The 16,701-nt window shown below is 41.4% G+C and carries 14 protein-coding genes and 1 pseudogene; 5 read left to right on the top strand and 10 right to left on the bottom strand.

From position 1 onward, the window contains the following. Window positions 1–1,078, top strand: a 1,078-nt coding sequence (locus O9334_RS16515; RefSeq protein ID WP_353738128.1) for a type IIL restriction-modification enzyme MmeI, incomplete at its 5' end; no start/stop codon positions are given. Window positions 1,079–1,537: 459 nt separating this feature from the next. Here the strand turns inward: O9334_RS16515 and O9334_RS16510 are convergent. Beyond that, window positions 1,538–2,194 carry a nuclear transport factor 2 family protein gene (locus O9334_RS16510; protein WP_288001262.1) on the bottom strand — a complete coding sequence of 219 codons (657 nt, stop codon included), beginning with the start codon at window positions 2,192–2,194 and terminating at the stop codon, window positions 1,538–1,540. A gap of 536 nt (window positions 2,195–2,730) precedes the next feature. Here O9334_RS16510 and cobS point away from each other — a divergent pair. After that, entirely contained in the window at window positions 2,731–3,489 is a 759-nt protein-coding gene (gene cobS, locus O9334_RS16505; protein ID WP_045359478.1) for an adenosylcobinamide-GDP ribazoletransferase, read from the top strand. On the opposite strand, the gene O9334_RS16500 is transcribed toward cobS, so the two are convergent. From O9334_RS16500 to O9334_RS16455, 9 genes and pseudogenes are all read right to left on the bottom strand, one after another. Then, window positions 3,486–3,947 (bottom strand): PPC domain-containing protein, encoded by a 462-nt coding sequence (locus O9334_RS16500; RefSeq protein WP_045359480.1) that lies wholly within the window; start codon window positions 3,945–3,947, stop codon window positions 3,486–3,488. The genes cobS and O9334_RS16500 overlap by 4 nt on opposite strands. A 421-nt stretch (window positions 3,948–4,368) precedes the next feature. After that, window positions 4,369–4,590, bottom strand: coding sequence for a DUF4278 domain-containing protein (locus O9334_RS16495; protein ID WP_045359553.1), 222 nt, complete (start codon window positions 4,588–4,590; stop codon window positions 4,369–4,371). Between the two features lie 93 nt (window positions 4,591–4,683). Further along, window positions 4,684–5,842: pseudogene (locus O9334_RS16485) on the bottom strand (potassium channel family protein). Between the two features lie 411 nt (window positions 5,843–6,253). Further along, a complete protein-coding gene (locus O9334_RS16480) occupies window positions 6,254–7,108 on the bottom strand; it encodes a DNA-formamidopyrimidine glycosylase (protein WP_045359483.1) in 855 nt (284 codons plus the stop codon). 222 nt (window positions 7,109–7,330) lie between these two features. Further along, entirely contained in the window at window positions 7,331–8,674 is a 1,344-nt protein-coding gene (locus O9334_RS16475; RefSeq protein ID WP_288001257.1) for a cytochrome c biogenesis protein, read from the bottom strand. 50 nt (window positions 8,675–8,724) lie between these two features. Then, window positions 8,725–9,453, bottom strand: a complete 729-nt coding sequence (locus tag O9334_RS16470; RefSeq protein WP_002736734.1) for a cytochrome c biogenesis protein CcdA — start codon at window positions 9,451–9,453, stop codon at window positions 8,725–8,727. 121 nt (window positions 9,454–9,574) lie between these two features. After that, window positions 9,575–9,937: a VOC family protein gene (locus O9334_RS16465; protein ID WP_288001254.1), complete on the bottom strand. Its 363-nt coding sequence runs from the start codon at window positions 9,935–9,937 to the stop codon at window positions 9,575–9,577. 2 nt (window positions 9,938–9,939) lie between these two features. Next, window positions 9,940–10,896, bottom strand: coding sequence for an ABC transporter permease (locus O9334_RS16460; RefSeq protein ID WP_288001252.1), 957 nt, complete (start codon window positions 10,894–10,896; stop codon window positions 9,940–9,942). Then, window positions 10,897–12,630 carry a peptide ABC transporter substrate-binding protein gene (locus tag O9334_RS16455; protein WP_288001250.1) on the bottom strand — a complete coding sequence of 578 codons (1,734 nt, stop codon included), beginning with the start codon at window positions 12,628–12,630 and terminating at the stop codon, window positions 10,897–10,899. Window positions 12,631–13,324: 694 nt separating this feature from the next. On the opposite strand from O9334_RS16455, the gene O9334_RS16450 reads away from it, so the two are divergent. The 3 genes from O9334_RS16450 to O9334_RS16440 all read left to right on the top strand — a co-directional run bounded on the left by O9334_RS16450 (window position 13,325) and on the right by O9334_RS16440 (window position 16,520). Next, complete coding sequence (locus O9334_RS16450) at window positions 13,325–14,899, top strand: MACPF domain-containing protein (RefSeq protein WP_288001248.1); 1,575 nt, start codon at window positions 13,325–13,327, stop codon at window positions 14,897–14,899. 854 nt (window positions 14,900–15,753) lie between these two features. Next, window positions 15,754–16,131 (top strand): DUF433 domain-containing protein, encoded by a 378-nt coding sequence (locus tag O9334_RS16445; protein ID WP_002778608.1) that lies wholly within the window; start codon window positions 15,754–15,756, stop codon window positions 16,129–16,131. Further along, entirely contained in the window at window positions 16,128–16,520 is a 393-nt protein-coding gene (locus O9334_RS16440; RefSeq protein WP_002791850.1) for a hypothetical protein, read from the top strand. Before O9334_RS16445 ends, O9334_RS16440 begins: the two co-directional genes overlap by 4 nt. Window positions 16,521–16,701 lie beyond the last annotated feature (181 nt).

Here is a 16,701-nt window from a genome sequence, read left to right as displayed (position 1 = left end):
TATTACTCACAATGGTGGACACATTCATGAGGCGATTTCTACTCAGCCTTGGTCTGGTGAGGCTAATGTTCATGTTAGTATTGTCAATTGGAGTAAAGTTGAACCAGTAAGTTATTATTTAGATAATCATCAAGTTTCTCAGATTAATTCTTCTTTAAAACCGACTTTAGATGTTTCTCAATCTCCACGATTAAAAGCTAATCTTAGTCAATGTTTTCAAGGAGTGATTCCTGTTGGTAAAGGTTTTCTAGTTAGTGAAAAACAAGTTGATGAATGGATTAAACAAGAACCTAAAAATACAGATGTCCTTAAGTTGTTTTCAATGGGAGCAAATCTAGCTAAAAATCCTCACGGTAAGCCAGAACGCTGGATTATTGATTTTAATGATATGAGTTTGGAGGATGCTAGTGAATATAAACTACCTTTTGAGCATATTAAAGTAAATGTTAAGCCAGAAAGAGAGATAAATCGGATGAAAGTCAGAAGAGAGAATTGGTGGAAGATGGGATCGAATGCTTCAATAATGAGAGAATATATTGTTAAAAAATCGTTTTATTTTGCTGTCCCAGAAGTTTCCAAATGGGCAGTTTTTGTCCCTTGTCCCTGTGATTGGCTACCAGGTAATAAAACTAAAGTAGTTGCTTCCGATGATTATTATATCTTAGGTATTCTCTTATCTAATATTCACAGAACTTGGATGCACACCCAAAAATCTACACTAAAAGCTGATATTGCTTACACTCATAACACCTGTTTTGAAACCTTCCCTTTTCCCCAGACACCTTCACAGGAACTTGTCAAAAAAATCCGTAAAACCGCCGGGGAATTACACGAATACCGCAGCCAACAGATGGAGAAAAAACAATGGGGAATCACCAAACTATATAACCAATTCTTTAACGAACCCAGTAGCCAACTGTATCAACTCCATCAGAAATTAGACAAGCTAGTGATGGAAGCCTATCACTTCCAAGCTGACGACGACATCTTAGAGAAACTATTAACCTTAAACCTAGAATTAGCAGAAAAAGAGAAGCGAGGAGAAACCGTCATCGGTCCCTGGTCTCCTTACTCTTAGATTGTAGAATTGGTAAAGAGTAATCGTCGAAGTTATTGGGTTGCGCTTTTTCAAGCGAATTGAGCTATTTTCGCCCCAGTATTGTTGCGCTCAACTCAAACTATGGGGCGATGCGCTCTGCTACCCAGTGCCTTCGCCATCGCACTTAAACCCACAGCTGCAATTAAGTAGGTAGGCGTTAAAAATTGTCAGACACCACCTTTATCAAGGGTAGGGTTGATTCATGAATCAACCCTACCTTATCAGGGGGGCAGGGGGGATCGGCACCCCCCTTATCAAGGGGGGCAGGGGGGATCGAACCTAAAATCCATTTTAAATTTAATTATAACCAGCTACTTAATCTGCATGGTGCGTTCCCCAAAAATCGATCGCTGGAGCAGTAGGAGCCACATTAGGGAACACACCCTACAAGATCATCTGCTACGCAGTGCCTTCGCCACCGCACTTAGTTATCCTCTCCTAACCGTGCATTGGACACTTTCCGCCAGAAACCAATTTTTCTAAAAATTGGCTATTATCAAAAAAATGTTCGACATAAGTCAGTTTTAAATCTGCATTTACATCAGCAATTGTAATGCCATATACCTCAATTAGTTTGTTGGTAGGCGCGTGACCTTTAAATTCTCCTTGATGTGTTCCCCAATGCCTCCATTTAAAAATAACTCTTGGCGGACCGCTATAAGCTTCAATAACTTCCCAAACAAAGCCAGTTTTAAAAGCATTCATAAAACTTGCTGCACCTGATTCAAAATCTTCTGCTTTTGAACTATAAACCGGTGTTTCGCCTAAAAATAAATTATAAGTTCCGCGTTCTATAATGTCTTGTACCGTATATTCCGGACCGTGGTTAGTACGCATTCTAAATCGATGTATATCCACCGATGTCCATTGATTTGGATTTAGCTTATAAGTGGCTTCCATTTCAAATGTTCTTACTAAATTTTGTGCAATAGCTTCTAATGAGCCAGTTGGATGGTGTTTTTCGCTTTGCGCCCTTAATGTTTTATTCGTTCCTGAATAATCAGGGCGTTTTCCATAACGCCATTCTATGCCGTCATCAGCCACAAGTACATTATCTCTATCTTGTATTTGAATAGGAATATTCTCTGCTGACATATTTAACTCCTTCTGTGATCTTTAAAATTGCTGAAACTTACCTAAAAAACGAATACCTCGTGTTTACCCAAAGGTTTAATTGAGCGGTAAATGATCGTATTTCCCCCCCAACAAAAACCCATTAATATTGTCCGCTCCAATGGTGTGTTATGCCCGATCACTTAACTATTCTTAATTTCCATGATCGCGAATAACCCCTGTGGACTGAACAAGGAAGCGAACCATTTTGCGATCACCTAATCTCTAATTGAAACAGGCAACCTTGACGGACTTCACTGTTTGGCCTAACTATGGATTATAGGGAAACTTTCCACATATCACGCTAAATACACATTTTTTAAAAAATCTTTCCGTATATTACTCTCCTATAAAGCGATCGCAAGAAACTTTTCCTATAAAATTACAAGTAACCGTGTTATGCCGAATTAAATCATTATAGGCGTTCTCAGATGTTTTGAAAATCCCACAGGGTGGCTGATACAAAATTAAGTTATACTTCATCTTTATGAGAAAAGCTGCCATACCGGAATCTAATTTTGGGGAGATTGATTACCATATTTAAGTTCATTTGTCAAGAAATTCGCTCATTTTTAGGTGCGATCGCTTTTTACACAATTATTCCGGTTCCGATTGCCTGGCCTGATTTTGGCAGAATTGCCCGATGGATTCCCTTAGTGGGCTTATTTTTGGGTTTAATTCTAGTTTTGCTCGATATAACTCTAGCTGGTCTGGGAATGCCCCCCTTAACTCGTGCGGTTGTCCTTGTGGCAGTTTGGGTTTATCTAACGGGAGGACTACACCTTGATGGAGTTAGTGACACGGCCGATGGTTTAGCTGTCACTGACCCCCAGCGTCGTTTAGCGGTCATGGCCGATAGTGTTACCGGGGCCTTTGGAGTCATGGCCGTGATCATGGTTTTGCTGCTAAAAATCGCCGCTTTGACAGATTTAAGCGATAATCGAGCCTTAGCCCTAATTTTAGCACCAATTTGGGGACGTTGGGGGCAAGTAATGGCGATCGCTCTTTATCCCTACCTCAAACCCACCGGTAAGGGAGCCTTTCATAAAGTGGCTTTTTGTCTGCCTTGGGACTGTGGGGGAGTAATTTTGGGGTTAATCGCCCTATTTGGCGGTCTAAGGTGGGGAATAATCGCCATTAGTGCCGGAATCGCCCTCGCTCTGCTTACTGGTTACTGGTTATATCGTCGTCTTCGGGGTCATACCGGCGATACCTACGGTGCGGTGGTGGAGTGGACAGAGGCTCTATTCTTGGTTTTTTTGACAATAATTACCTAATTTTTGCCCTCCACGGCCCGTAAACGGGTTAATTTCAGGGTAAAATTTCCCCCACCGGTTTCTCCGAAAGCTCTCACCCGAATAATATATTTACCCGACTCGGTAATGCGCGCAAAGAGGAGGGCATTAGTGCCACCATCGGGACCATCATCATTTTCCGCTACAGTGGAACCATCGTCGGCCAGGAGAATTAAAACTCCATCAAAATTTTCCGATTTGAGATCGATGGCCACCTGATCGTCCTTGTCCAAATCTACGGTATAATCCCTAGCAAACCCCCCCTCCCCCGTGGGAATATCTTTGTCGGTGAGAGTATCGTTAATTTCTTTATTGAGGATGAGGGGGACGGGATTATAGATTTTTTCCGCTCGCACCGGCAAAGATTGACCGCTTAACCAGAATAAAGTGAGCAAGACGCATAAACCAGAATAGCGACCAGTCAAAGGAAATCTTGTCATAATGGCAGATGTTCGTTTTCTCAATCTCCCTATTCTACAAAAAACTGATAACTATCAGCAGTTCGACAAAATTAAATTCAGAATCTGGAAAGGGGGAACAACAGAACTGCGGAACTGCCTGTAATTAATTTGCTTAACTATGAATATATATTCCTTGTTGGCAAAAACGAGTGAAAAATCTCCCTTTGAGCAAGGGAGTAAGAGGGAAGATAAAACCCGTTTAATACTAAATCCTGTTATTAAAAACTGATTATTTATTCTCCCCTACCCCCCCTTGCCCCCCCGACGTCGGGGGGGTTGCCTCTTGCATGAGTGCCTGTCCTGATATGTAGCCTATACTCAACGGATTTAGTATAAGGTAATTGCTGTGATTATTAATTGACAATATTTAAAGGAGATTAATTAAAAAATGAACTAGAAGTTAAAAACTTAAAGGGGGTTCTTCCATGGGCAAAGAAGCTAAAGATTGAGTGATATGATGTTCTTGACCGCGATAGGTAACGGCTACCGGTTTCTGAATGCTTTGAGCGACACCAGGGGTTTTTAAATAGAGAACACCACGATAGCTTAAAATCATCGGACTGGAAGCAACGGTGGCAGTGGGATTTTTCTCGTAAGCAATGCCGCGATAGGTTAATTTCATAGCTGTTTCTGGAGATAATTGGTGAGCCATTCCTATCTCCATCGGCAGCGAAATTAATTCCAGAAAAGCTAAACTTTTTTCTGGGTAAATATCCTACCAAGAAGACCCTCGATAGCGCATTTCTCGACGCAAGGCATAACGACGGGCAAAATTGGGAACATCGCCCCGATGACCTAATAAAATGACCGTATCGCCTTGCTGTAGAATGGTGGAATTGTCGGGATGGGTGATGACACGACCATCAAATTGACGGACAGCGACGATAATAAAAGCACCCTGTCCCCGCACTTCCATCTGACTGATAAGTAGTCGTGCAAAATTAATTTCCTAGTGAAGAAAGGCAAAAGGCAAGAGGCAAGAGGCAAGAGGTGGTTAGATGTGTGTAATTAATTTTGCTTAGGTACTTAGGTTGTCCCAAAAAGGGCGAATCCCTTAAAATCGAGTATTCTTCAAATTGCATATCGATATCGGCTAATAATTCGTTAAGATTGCGCCTACCTTCATCTTCCTGTAAAAAATCAATCGCAGCCGGATGGGTGATTAAATGGGCCATTCTCTCCGCTCCAATGGTAGCAGGTAAAACCACTTGATCGGCTCCGGCTAGTTTTAATTTTTTCTCGGTGCTGGGATATTCTCCCCTAGCGATGATGTATAGTTGCGGACTGAGTTCCCTTGCGGTTAAAGTGATGAAGACATTTAAGGCATCATCGGGCAACACCGTCGCTAAAACTCGCGCTTTGTCGATACCGGCCTTCTGGAGAATACTTTCATCGGTGGCGTTACCATTAAGAGTTATGTAACCTTTTTCCTGAGCTAATCCAATGCGATCGGGGTTATTATCGACGATAATAAAGGATTGGGCTGTTTTTGCCAATTTAGTCGTTAGGATGCGTCCTATGCGCCCAAAACCACAGATTATGACGTGATTTTCTAGGGATTCCATCTCTTTATTCATCCGGCGATCGCTAAAAGCTCTGTTAATTTCTCCCTCGGTCAGCATCTGAAAAAACCCTCCCACCACATAAACGGCCGAGGTGGTCCCACAGATGATAACTAACATGGTAAAAGCTCTCAGACTGGGAGTGTTAATCGGTTTAACTTCCCCGAAACCTACCCCAAATATGGTGATAATCACCATATAAACGGCATCGAGAAAACTCCAACCGTAGGCCATATAACCGATAGTTGCTCCGACTACCGTAGCGAGAAAAAAACTCGCACCGATGATAATCCTTTTCAGTGAACTTTGCATCGATTTCCGTGACCTGACAATCTAGCTATCAGCTTACAACAGTTATCAGTTATCAGTTATCAGTTATCAGTTATCGGATGTGAGTTTTTAGCTATCGAACTACTTAGGGTTTGCAGAATAAGTCCCCAGAGGGAATCTAGGAGCCACACAGTTGGCAAAATGGTAATTTCGTCGCTTAGTTTCTGAATTTTATCTGGCGATAGCCAATAAAAGTGCAAGGGTTTTGAGTCCCTCGGATCGATTTCTCAACGTTTGTTTCTTGCACTTTTTTGGTTAAAAAAGTCCCAAAAACCTTTTCTAGCAAGGATTATACTGATATTCAGCAAACCCTACTTAATCAGTACATAGCATAAAAGCAAGCTGTGATTGAGTTATAATTTTTGGAGATGTTTACTGATTACTGTTTACTGATTACTGTTTACTGATTACTGTTGAGACTTGACATTGGGGACAAAAATGAGAGGAGCGTCCACTTAATTTAATTCTGGCAATAGTTGCACCGCAAAGGCGACAATTTTCGCCAGTACGACCATAAACCCAGGCCATCGCCCCATAATTGCCGTTAACTCCCGTAACGTGGAGAAAATCGCTAAAACTGGTGCCGCCTTCAGCGATCGCGGTTTCCAATACAGAAATAATGTTTTTTGTCAATAAGTCTATTTGCTCAATTTTTAAGAGATTAGCGGCAGTTTGGGGATGGATACCACTTTTAAAAAGAACTTCATCCGCGTAGATATTGCCAATTCCTGCCACCACATTTTGATCGAGGAGAAAAGTTTTAATCGGACGACGACTTTTTTGACAGTGACTATAGAGGTAATCGGGGGTAAAATTGCGATCGAAGGGTTCTAGTCCCAGTTTTTTGAGACCAGTAATCACAGTTTCTGGGGTTTTATCGGCGGCAATCCACCAAATTTTCCCGAAAGTGCGGGTATCGATAAAGCGCAATTCTTGCTGATTAGCAAAAAAGAAGCGTAAGCGCGTATGAATCGGCAGGGGAGTGGTATCTTTTACCCAGAGCAATTGTCCGGTCATACGCAGATGAACCCCGATACTGCTACCATTATCTAAATTGGCGAGGAGATATTTGCCCCGGCGCTGCCAATTGCTAATCGTGGTCTGAGCAATTCCTTGCAGAAAAGTTGCCTCGCAATTAGGATAGGCTAGGGTACGCTGTAATAATACTTCCCCACCGATAATTTTTTTGCCCTGGGTAACTTGATTTAACCCGCGACGCACCGTTTCTACTTCTGGCAATTCTGGCATATAAGTGATTGAACAAAATTAAGTTCTTGGTTAGGGTAGGCAAAAGGCAAAAGATAGATAAACAGAACTTTTTAAGTAAGTGATTCTAATTAAATATAAGATAGATTTTGCCTCTGATCCCCCCTGCCCCCCTTGATAAGGGGGGTGCCGATAGGTGGGGGGATCAGAAAATTTTTAACACCTACCTACTGATCGGGAAACGACACCAGATTAACGTCAATTCTACTTTAACTTTAGCCTTTCAATGGTATCGATCACTTCCCGTTCAAAACTGACTTGAGCGCGATTAGTTTTACCACCAATATAAAAGCGATCACCCGATTGTAAAGCCCAAATTTGGGAATGGGAAAAGTAACTCATTACTACTCCCATCATCAATAAAGCAAAACCTAAATAGACAATAGGTACTCCCGGATCTGCCTTAATTTGTAAACCTGTACTGCCCACTAATTCGACTATTTTTAGATTAACTCCATTGATAGGAATCGTCATTCCTTCTCGTACAGCAGAGGTTAAATCTCCCTTAGCATCATAGACAACTAACGTACCTTGTAAATCTCTGGCTAAAAGAGAAACTCCCTCACTAAGATCGGTTTTAGTCGGAATCCAAGTTCCCCAGATTTGTCCATTACCTTTCGTGTCTAAACTAGCCATCGGTAGCTGTAGGATTGGACTATTATTCACCTGTACTTTTACCCCAGCAATCCCCCAACTGGTTTGATAAAAAGTCACCCCTTTATGGTGCAAAGGTTGATTAACTTGAATAGTTTTGCGATCGATCTCCTGTCCTTGATTATCGATCACCGACAAATCAGAATAAAATTGTTCTATATCACCTTTAGGACTATAATCAATCCAAAAACGATTAACTTTAATCCCCCAATCTTTAGGGAGAGAATTTTTAGATAAGGGTCCAGCTTCAATAATATTTTTAACCTGAAAACTATCGCCACTAGCTACCATTTCTTGAGCGAAAAAGCCGGTTAACGCTCCCCAGATCGCTCCCGCTAAAATAATTAACATGGCTGCATGAACGATAATCGGACCGATTTTACCAATCAGACCTTTACGAGCATAAAGACTGTTATTTTCTAGAAAAACTTTGTAGCCTTTTTTTTCTAATAAGGGGGTTAGTGATTCTAGGGAACCGGTTTCTAATTCAGCACTTAAAGCTAGTTTTTGAAATTGGCGAGATTGTTGATAAAATTGCCAGTTTCTTGCCGCCTTTAAAGCGGGTAATTGTCGTCGGAAGGTACAAGCGGTTAAACTGGAACCAAAGAGAATTAACAATGATAGATACCACCAAGTGCTATAAACATGATTTAATCCCAATAGTAATAAAACTTTCCAAGTCAGAAAGCCAAATAAAGCGGGTTTTTCAGGATAATTAACTTGGTAAAAAGATAGAGATTGGCCCTGTTCGATTACCGTCCCAGAAATGCTAAAAATAGCGATTAAAAGTAAGAGGATAATTGCCAATCGCAGATCGGCAATAGTCTGGATAAATTTACGTCCCCATTGAGGCGGTCTATTCTTTAAATTTGAGGAAGTTTCCGATATAGTCATAGTTAAAAGTTTTGTCATTTTAGCCAATTATCTATCATAACTCTCCACCATCACAGCAGACGGGATAATAAAGAAAAAACTCCAAAACCGATTAATAAAACCCCACTGACAGGATTAATCCAACCGGACCATTGACGCAGGGAAAGAAAGCTTTTCAGCGAGGCAGTAAAAGAACCGACGATAATTAGGGGTAAAACATAGCCAGCAGTGTAGGATAACAATAATCCCCCTCCTAAGCTTAAATCCCCCGTATTTGCCACCCATGCCAATAAAGTTGCTAGAACAGGTGTACTGCAAGGAGAGGCGATTAAACCAAATGTTAAACCAAGAAGATAGGACCGCAAAATCGGAGGAAAATCCCCGGTAATCCAATCGGTAGCACCAAGGGAGGGGAAGCGCAGGGGTAATAATTCCAAGAGGTTTAACCCCATCAAAATAGCGATCGCACTGACGATAATTGGTAAACCGATCCCCACCTGTCCATAGACTTTGCCTAAAGTAGCGGCAATTAGTCCCAATCCCGCTAAGGTGGTGGCTAATCCTAGGGAAAACCATGTGGACTGCCAAAAAGCCGCTAAACGACCTTGATTTTCGTAACCCCCGATATAAGCGACGGTAATCGGCAACATCGACAGCATACAGGGGGTAAGACTGGTGAGTAAACCGGCTAGAAAAATCACGGCAATACTGACAAAACTAAGGTGAGTTAGTTGGGAAGTCACTAAGCGATCGGCGTATTGTTCAAGGTGATAGAGTTGAGTCTGTAATTGGTCTAACATATTCGAGAATTTTTAAGCAATAGAACAAAATTAACTTCTTGGTTAGGATAGGCAAAAGGCAAAAGGCAAGAGGCAAGGGGTAGTTAGATATGTGTAATTAATTGTGTCTAGCTAATTAAGGCTAAATTTGGCTCATTTCTAGAATATTACCATCGGGATCACTGACAAATAATGCCTTTCTACCCGAGGCACTCATTTGAATTGTATAACCTTGACTTTCTAGATAGTTACCCATGGCTGCCACGTCATCAATAGCGAAGGCAATATGAGGATTGCGTCCCCATTTTTCGGGATTGGGACGGTAGTTTTGGTAATTGGTATCGACAATTAAATGAATTTGATAATCTCCCACTTGATACCAAACCCCATCGTATTGAAAAGGGCGATCAATTCTAGTCAATCCTAGAACATTTTCGTAAAAGTTAACGGCTTTTTCTAGCTCCGTGACTAAAATCGCCGTGTGTAAGGATTTGGTGATGTTCATAGTTAATATCTGACTCGCGGATCGAGCCAACTATAGGTTAAATCGGCAATTAAGTTAAAGATAACAATTAAAATCCCATAGATAAAGGTAATCGCCATCACTACGGGGGTATCACTGCGGGAAATAGAATCAATTAATAAAGCACCGATACCCGGTACACGAAACACTTGTTCTGTAACTAAAGCACCGGTAAAAATTGAGGGAATATCGAGAGCAATCAGGGTGACAACGGGGATTAAAGCATTACGCACTATATGCTTAGTTAGGACAGAAAAATTAGTTAGTCCCTTGGCTAAGGCAGTTTTAACGTACTCTTGGTGAATTTCTTCGGTTACGGAAGAACGCACGAAACGCATCAACATTGCTCCTTGATATAAGCTTAATACGGTTACAGGCATAATTGACTGTTTCACCTGCTCGATCAAACTATTAAAATCGCGGATTTCTAGGGTACTGTTATAAAAAGATGGTAGCCAGTTTAACTGCACACTAAAGATAATTATTAATAATAATCCCGTCACAAAGGTGGGTAAAGAAAAGCCCAGCAGGGAAAAAGTAGAGATGATTTTGTCTAACCAAGAATAGCGCTTGACTGCTGAAATTACGCCCAAAGGAAAAGCAATTAAAACCCCGAACATATAGGCACTACCGACAATCCAGAGAGTTGTGGGTAAACGCTGCCAAATGAGGGTAAAAACTGGGCTGCGACTGGTGAAAGAATAGCCCATATCTCCTTGAAGAAATGCTAACAACCACTTGATATAACGCACGGGAAGGGGTTGATCTAATCCGAGACTTTTGCGAATATTTTCTCGCACCGCTTCCGTAATAGCTGGATTAGCGGCAAATTCCCCCATCGGATCCCCCGGCGCTAGGGCCAAAATGCCAAAAACCACCATACTAATGGCTAAAAGAGTGGGAATCGAAAATAATAATCTTCTCAGAAAATATTTGAGCATTTATTTACTACGCTTCCAGTCTTTGATGTTCCAAGTATTTCTATCCCAGGGAGTTAATTCAAACCCCGACAAACTATTACTAATTGCCACCACATCGGCACGATGAACTAGGGGAATAATCACAAAATCATTAATTAACATATCATTCATTTTAATCGCTATTTCTCGCCGTTTTTCTGGGTTTAATTCTTGACTAAAAGCTTGCCATAATTTATCGTATTCAGGATTACAATAACGAGCATAATTATCCCCGGCCCAACCATCAGCTTTTTGAGGAATTTCGCTACAAGTAAAGGTTTTAAAATAGGCTTTTGGATCAGGACTATTATTACCTGTAGTGTACATTTGTAGGTCAGCATAAAACTTTTCTACCGTGTCATCGTTAGCAGGATCGCTAGAAAAGAAAATACTGGCATCAACAGTTTTTAATTCTACTCCTACCCCGATCGCTTGTAAACTTTGTTTGATAATTTCTTGGGTTTTCTGACGGAGAGGATTGACGGTAGTTTGAAAAACTAATTTCATTTCTACCCCATTTTTATCCCTAGTGCCATCACCATTACTATCTTTCCATCCCGCATCATCTAGTAATTTCTTAGCCTTTTCTAGATTAAATTCATAGCTAGTATTGGGGGAATTATATTCCGATGGCATCACAATAAAATTAGGAGTTGTTTTCCCAGTAATACCATAAAGTTGCGTGGCAATAGTATCTCTGTCAACGGCTAAAGATAAAGCTTCTCTTACTTTCACATCACTCAAAAAAGGATGGGGAAACTTAATACTAGACCTCTCACCTTCAGCCGTAGCTTGATTAGGATCACTCAAATTAAATAACACTCGTTCAATCAAAGAACCGAAATTAGATATTAACTGACCCCGACCCGCTTTTTCTAAATCACTTAAAACCTTGGCCTCTACTTGCAAATTATAGGCATAATCCGCCTCCTCTGTCTGTAAAACCGCTCGTGCCGCAGAAGTTGCATCACCTCCTCCTTTTAATTCTATTCTTTGAAAACCTAATTTATCTGCTTCTCTAAAGAAAGAATTTGGTTCATAAACCGCCGTATCTCCCGGTTTAAATTCTACCACTTTATAGGGTCCAGTTCCCACTGGTAATAAATTAGCGGGGGCCTGGCGTGCCGTTTCATTGCTATACTTTTCATAGAGATGAGCGGGTAAAATCATCCCTTCTGTTCCCACAAAAACTAATGACCAAGCGGGATTAACTTGTTTAAAAGTTATTTTAACCGTATGGGGATTGATCGCTTCCACACTTTTAACTATTTCATAATTGCCAGCGCTAGTAGAACCAGTTTTCGGATTGGTAATAAAATTATAGGTAGCGATGACATCTTTGGCAGTAAAAGGAGTACCATCTGACCATTTAATATCTTTTTTTAGCTTCCATGTCACCGATTTACCATCCTGGGCAACTCCCCCATTTTCAATAGTAGGAATTTCCGCCGCTAAAAAAGGAACTAATTCCCCTTTTTCATTAAAACTAGCCAAAGGTTCTAAGGTAATGCGACTCGCTTCTGAGTCTTTAAATCCCGTGGAGAGATGAGGATTTAAAATCGTCGGCGCTTGCCAATATAAAAGTTTTAAAGTTTCTGAATTATTATTTTCCGTTGCCGGAGGATTATTAGCTGTTTGTTGACGACAAGCACTAAAAAGCAGCGTACAACTAAGGGATAAAATTAACAGGGGCAAGAAAAGCGATCGCTTAAACATTTTTAATGACAATCAATAATTCAACAGGGTGACTTAGGTGATTCCCTACCCCACCAATAACAAGTTATCAGACATTGAGTCTTGATCTCGATCGATTAATTGATTATTTGCCTTTATCCATTCCTAGTCAAGTTAAATCGATCGTGCTATAATAGCGGGCCTGTACTAGACAATAAAATCTTAGGCACGGCGACGAAATGGGTTCTTCGGTTTGTGTTATGCAATGTACGGGGGTTATAAGGGACGGAACCCTTATAGAGAAAAACGTTTGGCGATTTTTGTCAATTGTTTTTGATCTAGAGCGAACTAATCAATTAAATCTCTTGCCAGATAAGGATTTAGTCGATTTATGCCACCCTATCGAACCATAAAAAGTAACGAAGAGCCAGAAAATCCGTATTTGGGGTGTTGTATGGAAAAAATCCGTCTAGTATATAGTTAGTGTGATTGCCATCGCCGTGGGGTGCGTTCCCTAATGTGGCTCCTACCGCTCCACTAGCAGTACCCTAATCTGGCTAACACGCTTTTGGGCGTGATATAGGGAAAAGTTCTGGCGATCGCTTTGAGTTAACTGGCTCTGAATTAAGTCCTTGCACTTGTCTTTTAGAGACGTTCGCTCATTCTGAACTTCCTACAGGGTGTTTGTGACTGGCTGGGGTGGCTCAATAAATTCTCATTATATTTGGAGGAAGAAATGCCTGAAATTCCAATGTTTAGTGAACTGTATGAAGGACGTGGTGTAAATCCAGACACTCTTCGGACTTTTAGTGTTGGAATCAACTTTGAGCCACTTGTTTCCTTGCTTAATCCTCAGGGACAAGTTTCTACATTGACAATGCAAACTGTCACTAATACCTCGGAGTTGGCAAGTTCGCTTAATGTCAGTGCCTCTGCTGCTTTGACCACGATAAGAGGAGGGGGATCTGCTGAAGCAAAGTTTCTTCAACAGAGACAAGTAAATACCTACTACACCTATTCCTTAGTAAAAGTTTATGTAGAGAATCCATCAAAGCTTATACGCAATGTTACCCTAGACGACTCAGCAATCAAGAGACTGAAAGATGGTGGATGGGATGAATTTTCTCAGGTCTATGGTACGCAGTATGTTGAAGGGTATATAACTGGTGGTACTTACTATGCTCTGATAGAGGTTCAGACGACAAATGCTGAAGAAAAACGGGAGATTAGTGCGAAGTTGAGTGGTAAATATTCAGGAGTTGGGGTCAAGATTAAAGGATCAGGAGAGGCACAAAGTAGGATGCAAGAGGCGACCGAAAATCGAACTACAAATGTTTATGTTTTTCAAGGTGGTGGGAGCGGTGATGTTTTAGAGGTAACTATGGAAGAAATGATTAAGCAGGCTTTGGAATTTCCAAAGCTTGTTAAAGACGCACCTGTACCTGTCAGAGCCATCATAAATGATTACAAATCAATTAAAAATGTTCCTTCTATTACCCTGATTCCTTCCAAGCAGAGAAGTGTACTTGAGAGACTGGGGAGATCGTACATGAAGCTGCGAGACTACAAAGCAAAATTAGAATTTGTCAGAGACAACATAGAATTGTTTGATGAGTATAGAGAGCTTAGTCAGGGTGCCAGGGGACAGAAGCGAAAGGAATTGGATAATCATCGCGAAAATGTTTTGGATGCAATGCAACTCATCGCTGATTCGGCAGATGAATGTGTTGATGACTCCAAGCAGTGTAAAATTCCTACAACACTATCAGATGACTTATTCACGTCTATTCCTCTACCAGAAGTTCCAGAGACAGAGCTACCAACACGTATTAATTGCACACCAGTAACAGCGCCAATTAATGCTTCTTCTTTGGCAAGATTAAAAGAATATGATGTTCCGAATCAGAAAAAGTTTGAGGTTGAGGTAAAATTATCGACACTTATTCTTGAGGAAAAATTGCCGAGTAATTTAAGAAGAGTAGGCTTGGGCATCTATGCAACCAAGAGCAACAAAATAGCTTCCATCACTCGTGTAATAAATAATGGTGGACATTTACTTATTGCTGATTTTGGTTCTGAACAAACTTACGAAGGTTATCCTGAAGATGTAGTTTATTTCAAGATAATAAAACAGGATGATGAAGTCGATTTACTCTTTAGTCGAAATGGTTCGTACTTTAAGTCAATGGGTAAACGGAATCTAAGAAATCTTGGTTTTACTGCGGATGATACCTATAAAGTTATTTTCACAGGCTATTCTACCGATTCAACCCCAATTTCAGGCAAATTCTATGATTTGATAATTACGTGAAGGTCAGTGGATTACTTTGAGGTATTCCCTTGAACCACCAGCTAACACTACATGGCAGCGGACGGACGAAAGTTGCTGGTGCTGAGTTCGAGTTTATCTGCCGCCGCTGCACTTCACCGTTAGTAAGGATTAAGTGCAGTGGTGTAGCCTGTGTACAGCATCTTTGCTTGCGTTTTATCCTTTGGAAAAGTGGTATAATTCCTTGGAATTTTGCCCGCTTCCTTAACTACTGTGTCGAGAGGCGTTTATTATTGCGTATTGGTGGGCGTTACCGTTTTCTGCACCGGGAATTACTCGATCATTTTGCCCAGAGTGGTAGCTGATCATGTATGGCTGAGTTGGCGAAAAGAAAAACATAGCGATCGCAATCTTGTAGGGTGCGTTCCCTAATGTGGCTCCTACTGCTCCACTAGCAGTAGGCTAATCTGGCTAACACGCTTTTGGGCGTGATATACGGAAAAGTTACAGCAAAAAAGGAGGTTTATTATGGCTGAATGACTAGCAGTTGATGTTTCGAGAACTTACGAATCTGGTATGCTTGGCAAGCGAGGAGACGATAAATTTCCTTGCACCGGAGCAAGAATAACACGGGTGGAATTCCACAAAGAGGTTTCCAAACACCGTATTACTCCCTTTGATGATGGCATAGGACGGGGTGACGCTCACACAAATGATACTGAACTGCCAGATGTTGGAGTTCACTACTGGCTAGATGCAGGAACGAGGCTGAAATACATTTTGAAGGTCTGGGTTGAGGATTAAGGATTTTGTGAATCAGTCGTTAGGGGGCGTTGGTTCCCCTTGCTTTTTTTGTGCGCTACTATGGAATTAAATGATTAAAAGCTAAGACTGCTATGGCACTGGCATCGAATGGACAAACAGCTATAATCCGCACAGAGCGAGGGCTTACAATTGCGGATACTCGTATTACTCTGTATGACGTAATCGATTATCTCAAAGCTCAGTATCCACCCAAGTTTATTCGTGATGCCTTCAATCTTACAGATGCTCAGATTCATGCTGCCCTTTCCTACATTGAAACACATCGAACAGAAGTGGAAGCAGAGTATCAGGAGGTTTTAAAGACTGCCGCAGAAACTAAACAATTTTGGGAAGAGAGGAATCGCGAACGTTTTGCTCGGATCGCTGCTACTCCTCCTCGTCCAGGCTATGAAGCGGTTAGAGCTAAACTTCAGGAACGGAGAGCAAAGCGGGAAGCGAAGAAGCAATGATTGTTCTGGCTGATTACAACTTGAATCGGCAGGCAATTCTGATCTCTGGAAGTCTTGTTGTTAGCGGGTTATTAGATCTCGCTCTAATTCGGTTGAGGACATTTGAAGACGTTGGCTTACCCGCAGACAGCAATGATCGAGTAGTTTGGAGATTTGCCCAAACCAACGGGATGCTCTTACTTACGGCAAACCGGAATGCGAAGGGTGAAGACTCGTTGGAACAAGTAATGCGTGAAGAAAATCAACCGACTTCATTTCCGATCATTACGATTGGCGATCCGGATAGGGTCAATGAATCTGACTATCGAGAACGCTGCGTTGAAAGGCTTGTAGAAATTGTGATCGATATCCAAGACTATATGGGGGCTGGTCGGTTGTTTATTCCATAAGGTGATTGGCGCATCATATCTGTTGGTGACACGGCATAACAACCCCAATGCACTCCGACCGACGAAAGCTAATCAGTGTGATCGCCGATCTTGTAGGGTGCGTTCCCTAATGTGGCTCCTACCGCTCCACTAGCAGTAGGCTAATCTGGCTAACACGCTTTTGGGTGTGATATACGGAAAA

Source organism: Microcystis sp. LE19-8.1F (genome assembly GCF_027531715.1).
Taxonomy (GTDB): Bacteria; Cyanobacteriota; Cyanobacteriia; order Cyanobacteriales; family Microcystaceae; genus Microcystis; species Microcystis wesenbergii_A.
Note: the sequence above shows the minus strand (reverse complement) of the source record. Positions and strands in the feature narration are given on the sequence as shown.

What these genes read in the sequence shown, in the direction of transcription:
- O9334_RS16455 (WP_288001250.1), bottom strand. Translation starts at nt 12,630, where the DNA reads ATGTTTAAGCGATCGCTTTTCTTGCCCCTGTTAATTTTATCCCTTAGT.
- O9334_RS16510 (WP_288001262.1), bottom strand. Translation starts at nt 2,194, where the DNA reads ATGTCAGCAGAGAATATTCCTATTCAAATACAAGATAGAGATAATGTA.
- O9334_RS16495 (WP_045359553.1), bottom strand. Translation starts at nt 4,590, where the DNA reads ATGAAATTAACCTATCGCGGCATTGCTTACGAGAAAAATCCCACTGCC.
- O9334_RS16450 (WP_288001248.1), top strand. Translation starts at nt 13,325, where the DNA reads ATGCCTGAAATTCCAATGTTTAGTGAACTGTATGAAGGACGTGGTGTA.
- O9334_RS16460 (WP_288001252.1), bottom strand. Translation starts at nt 10,896, where the DNA reads ATGCTCAAATATTTTCTGAGAAGATTATTATTTTCGATTCCCACTCTT.
- O9334_RS16480 (WP_045359483.1), bottom strand. Translation starts at nt 7,108, where the DNA reads ATGCCAGAATTGCCAGAAGTAGAAACGGTGCGTCGCGGGTTAAATCAA.
- O9334_RS16445 (WP_002778608.1), top strand. Translation starts at nt 15,754, where the DNA reads ATGGCACTGGCATCGAATGGACAAACAGCTATAATCCGCACAGAGCGA.
- O9334_RS16500 (WP_045359480.1), bottom strand. Translation starts at nt 3,947, where the DNA reads ATGACAAGATTTCCTTTGACTGGTCGCTATTCTGGTTTATGCGTCTTG.
- O9334_RS16440 (WP_002791850.1), top strand. Translation starts at nt 16,128, where the DNA reads ATGATTGTTCTGGCTGATTACAACTTGAATCGGCAGGCAATTCTGATC.
- O9334_RS16475 (WP_288001257.1), bottom strand. Translation starts at nt 8,674, where the DNA reads ATGACTATATCGGAAACTTCCTCAAATTTAAAGAATAGACCGCCTCAA.
- O9334_RS16465 (WP_288001254.1), bottom strand. Translation starts at nt 9,937, where the DNA reads ATGAACATCACCAAATCCTTACACACGGCGATTTTAGTCACGGAGCTA.
- O9334_RS16470 (WP_002736734.1), bottom strand. Translation starts at nt 9,453, where the DNA reads ATGTTAGACCAATTACAGACTCAACTCTATCACCTTGAACAATACGCC.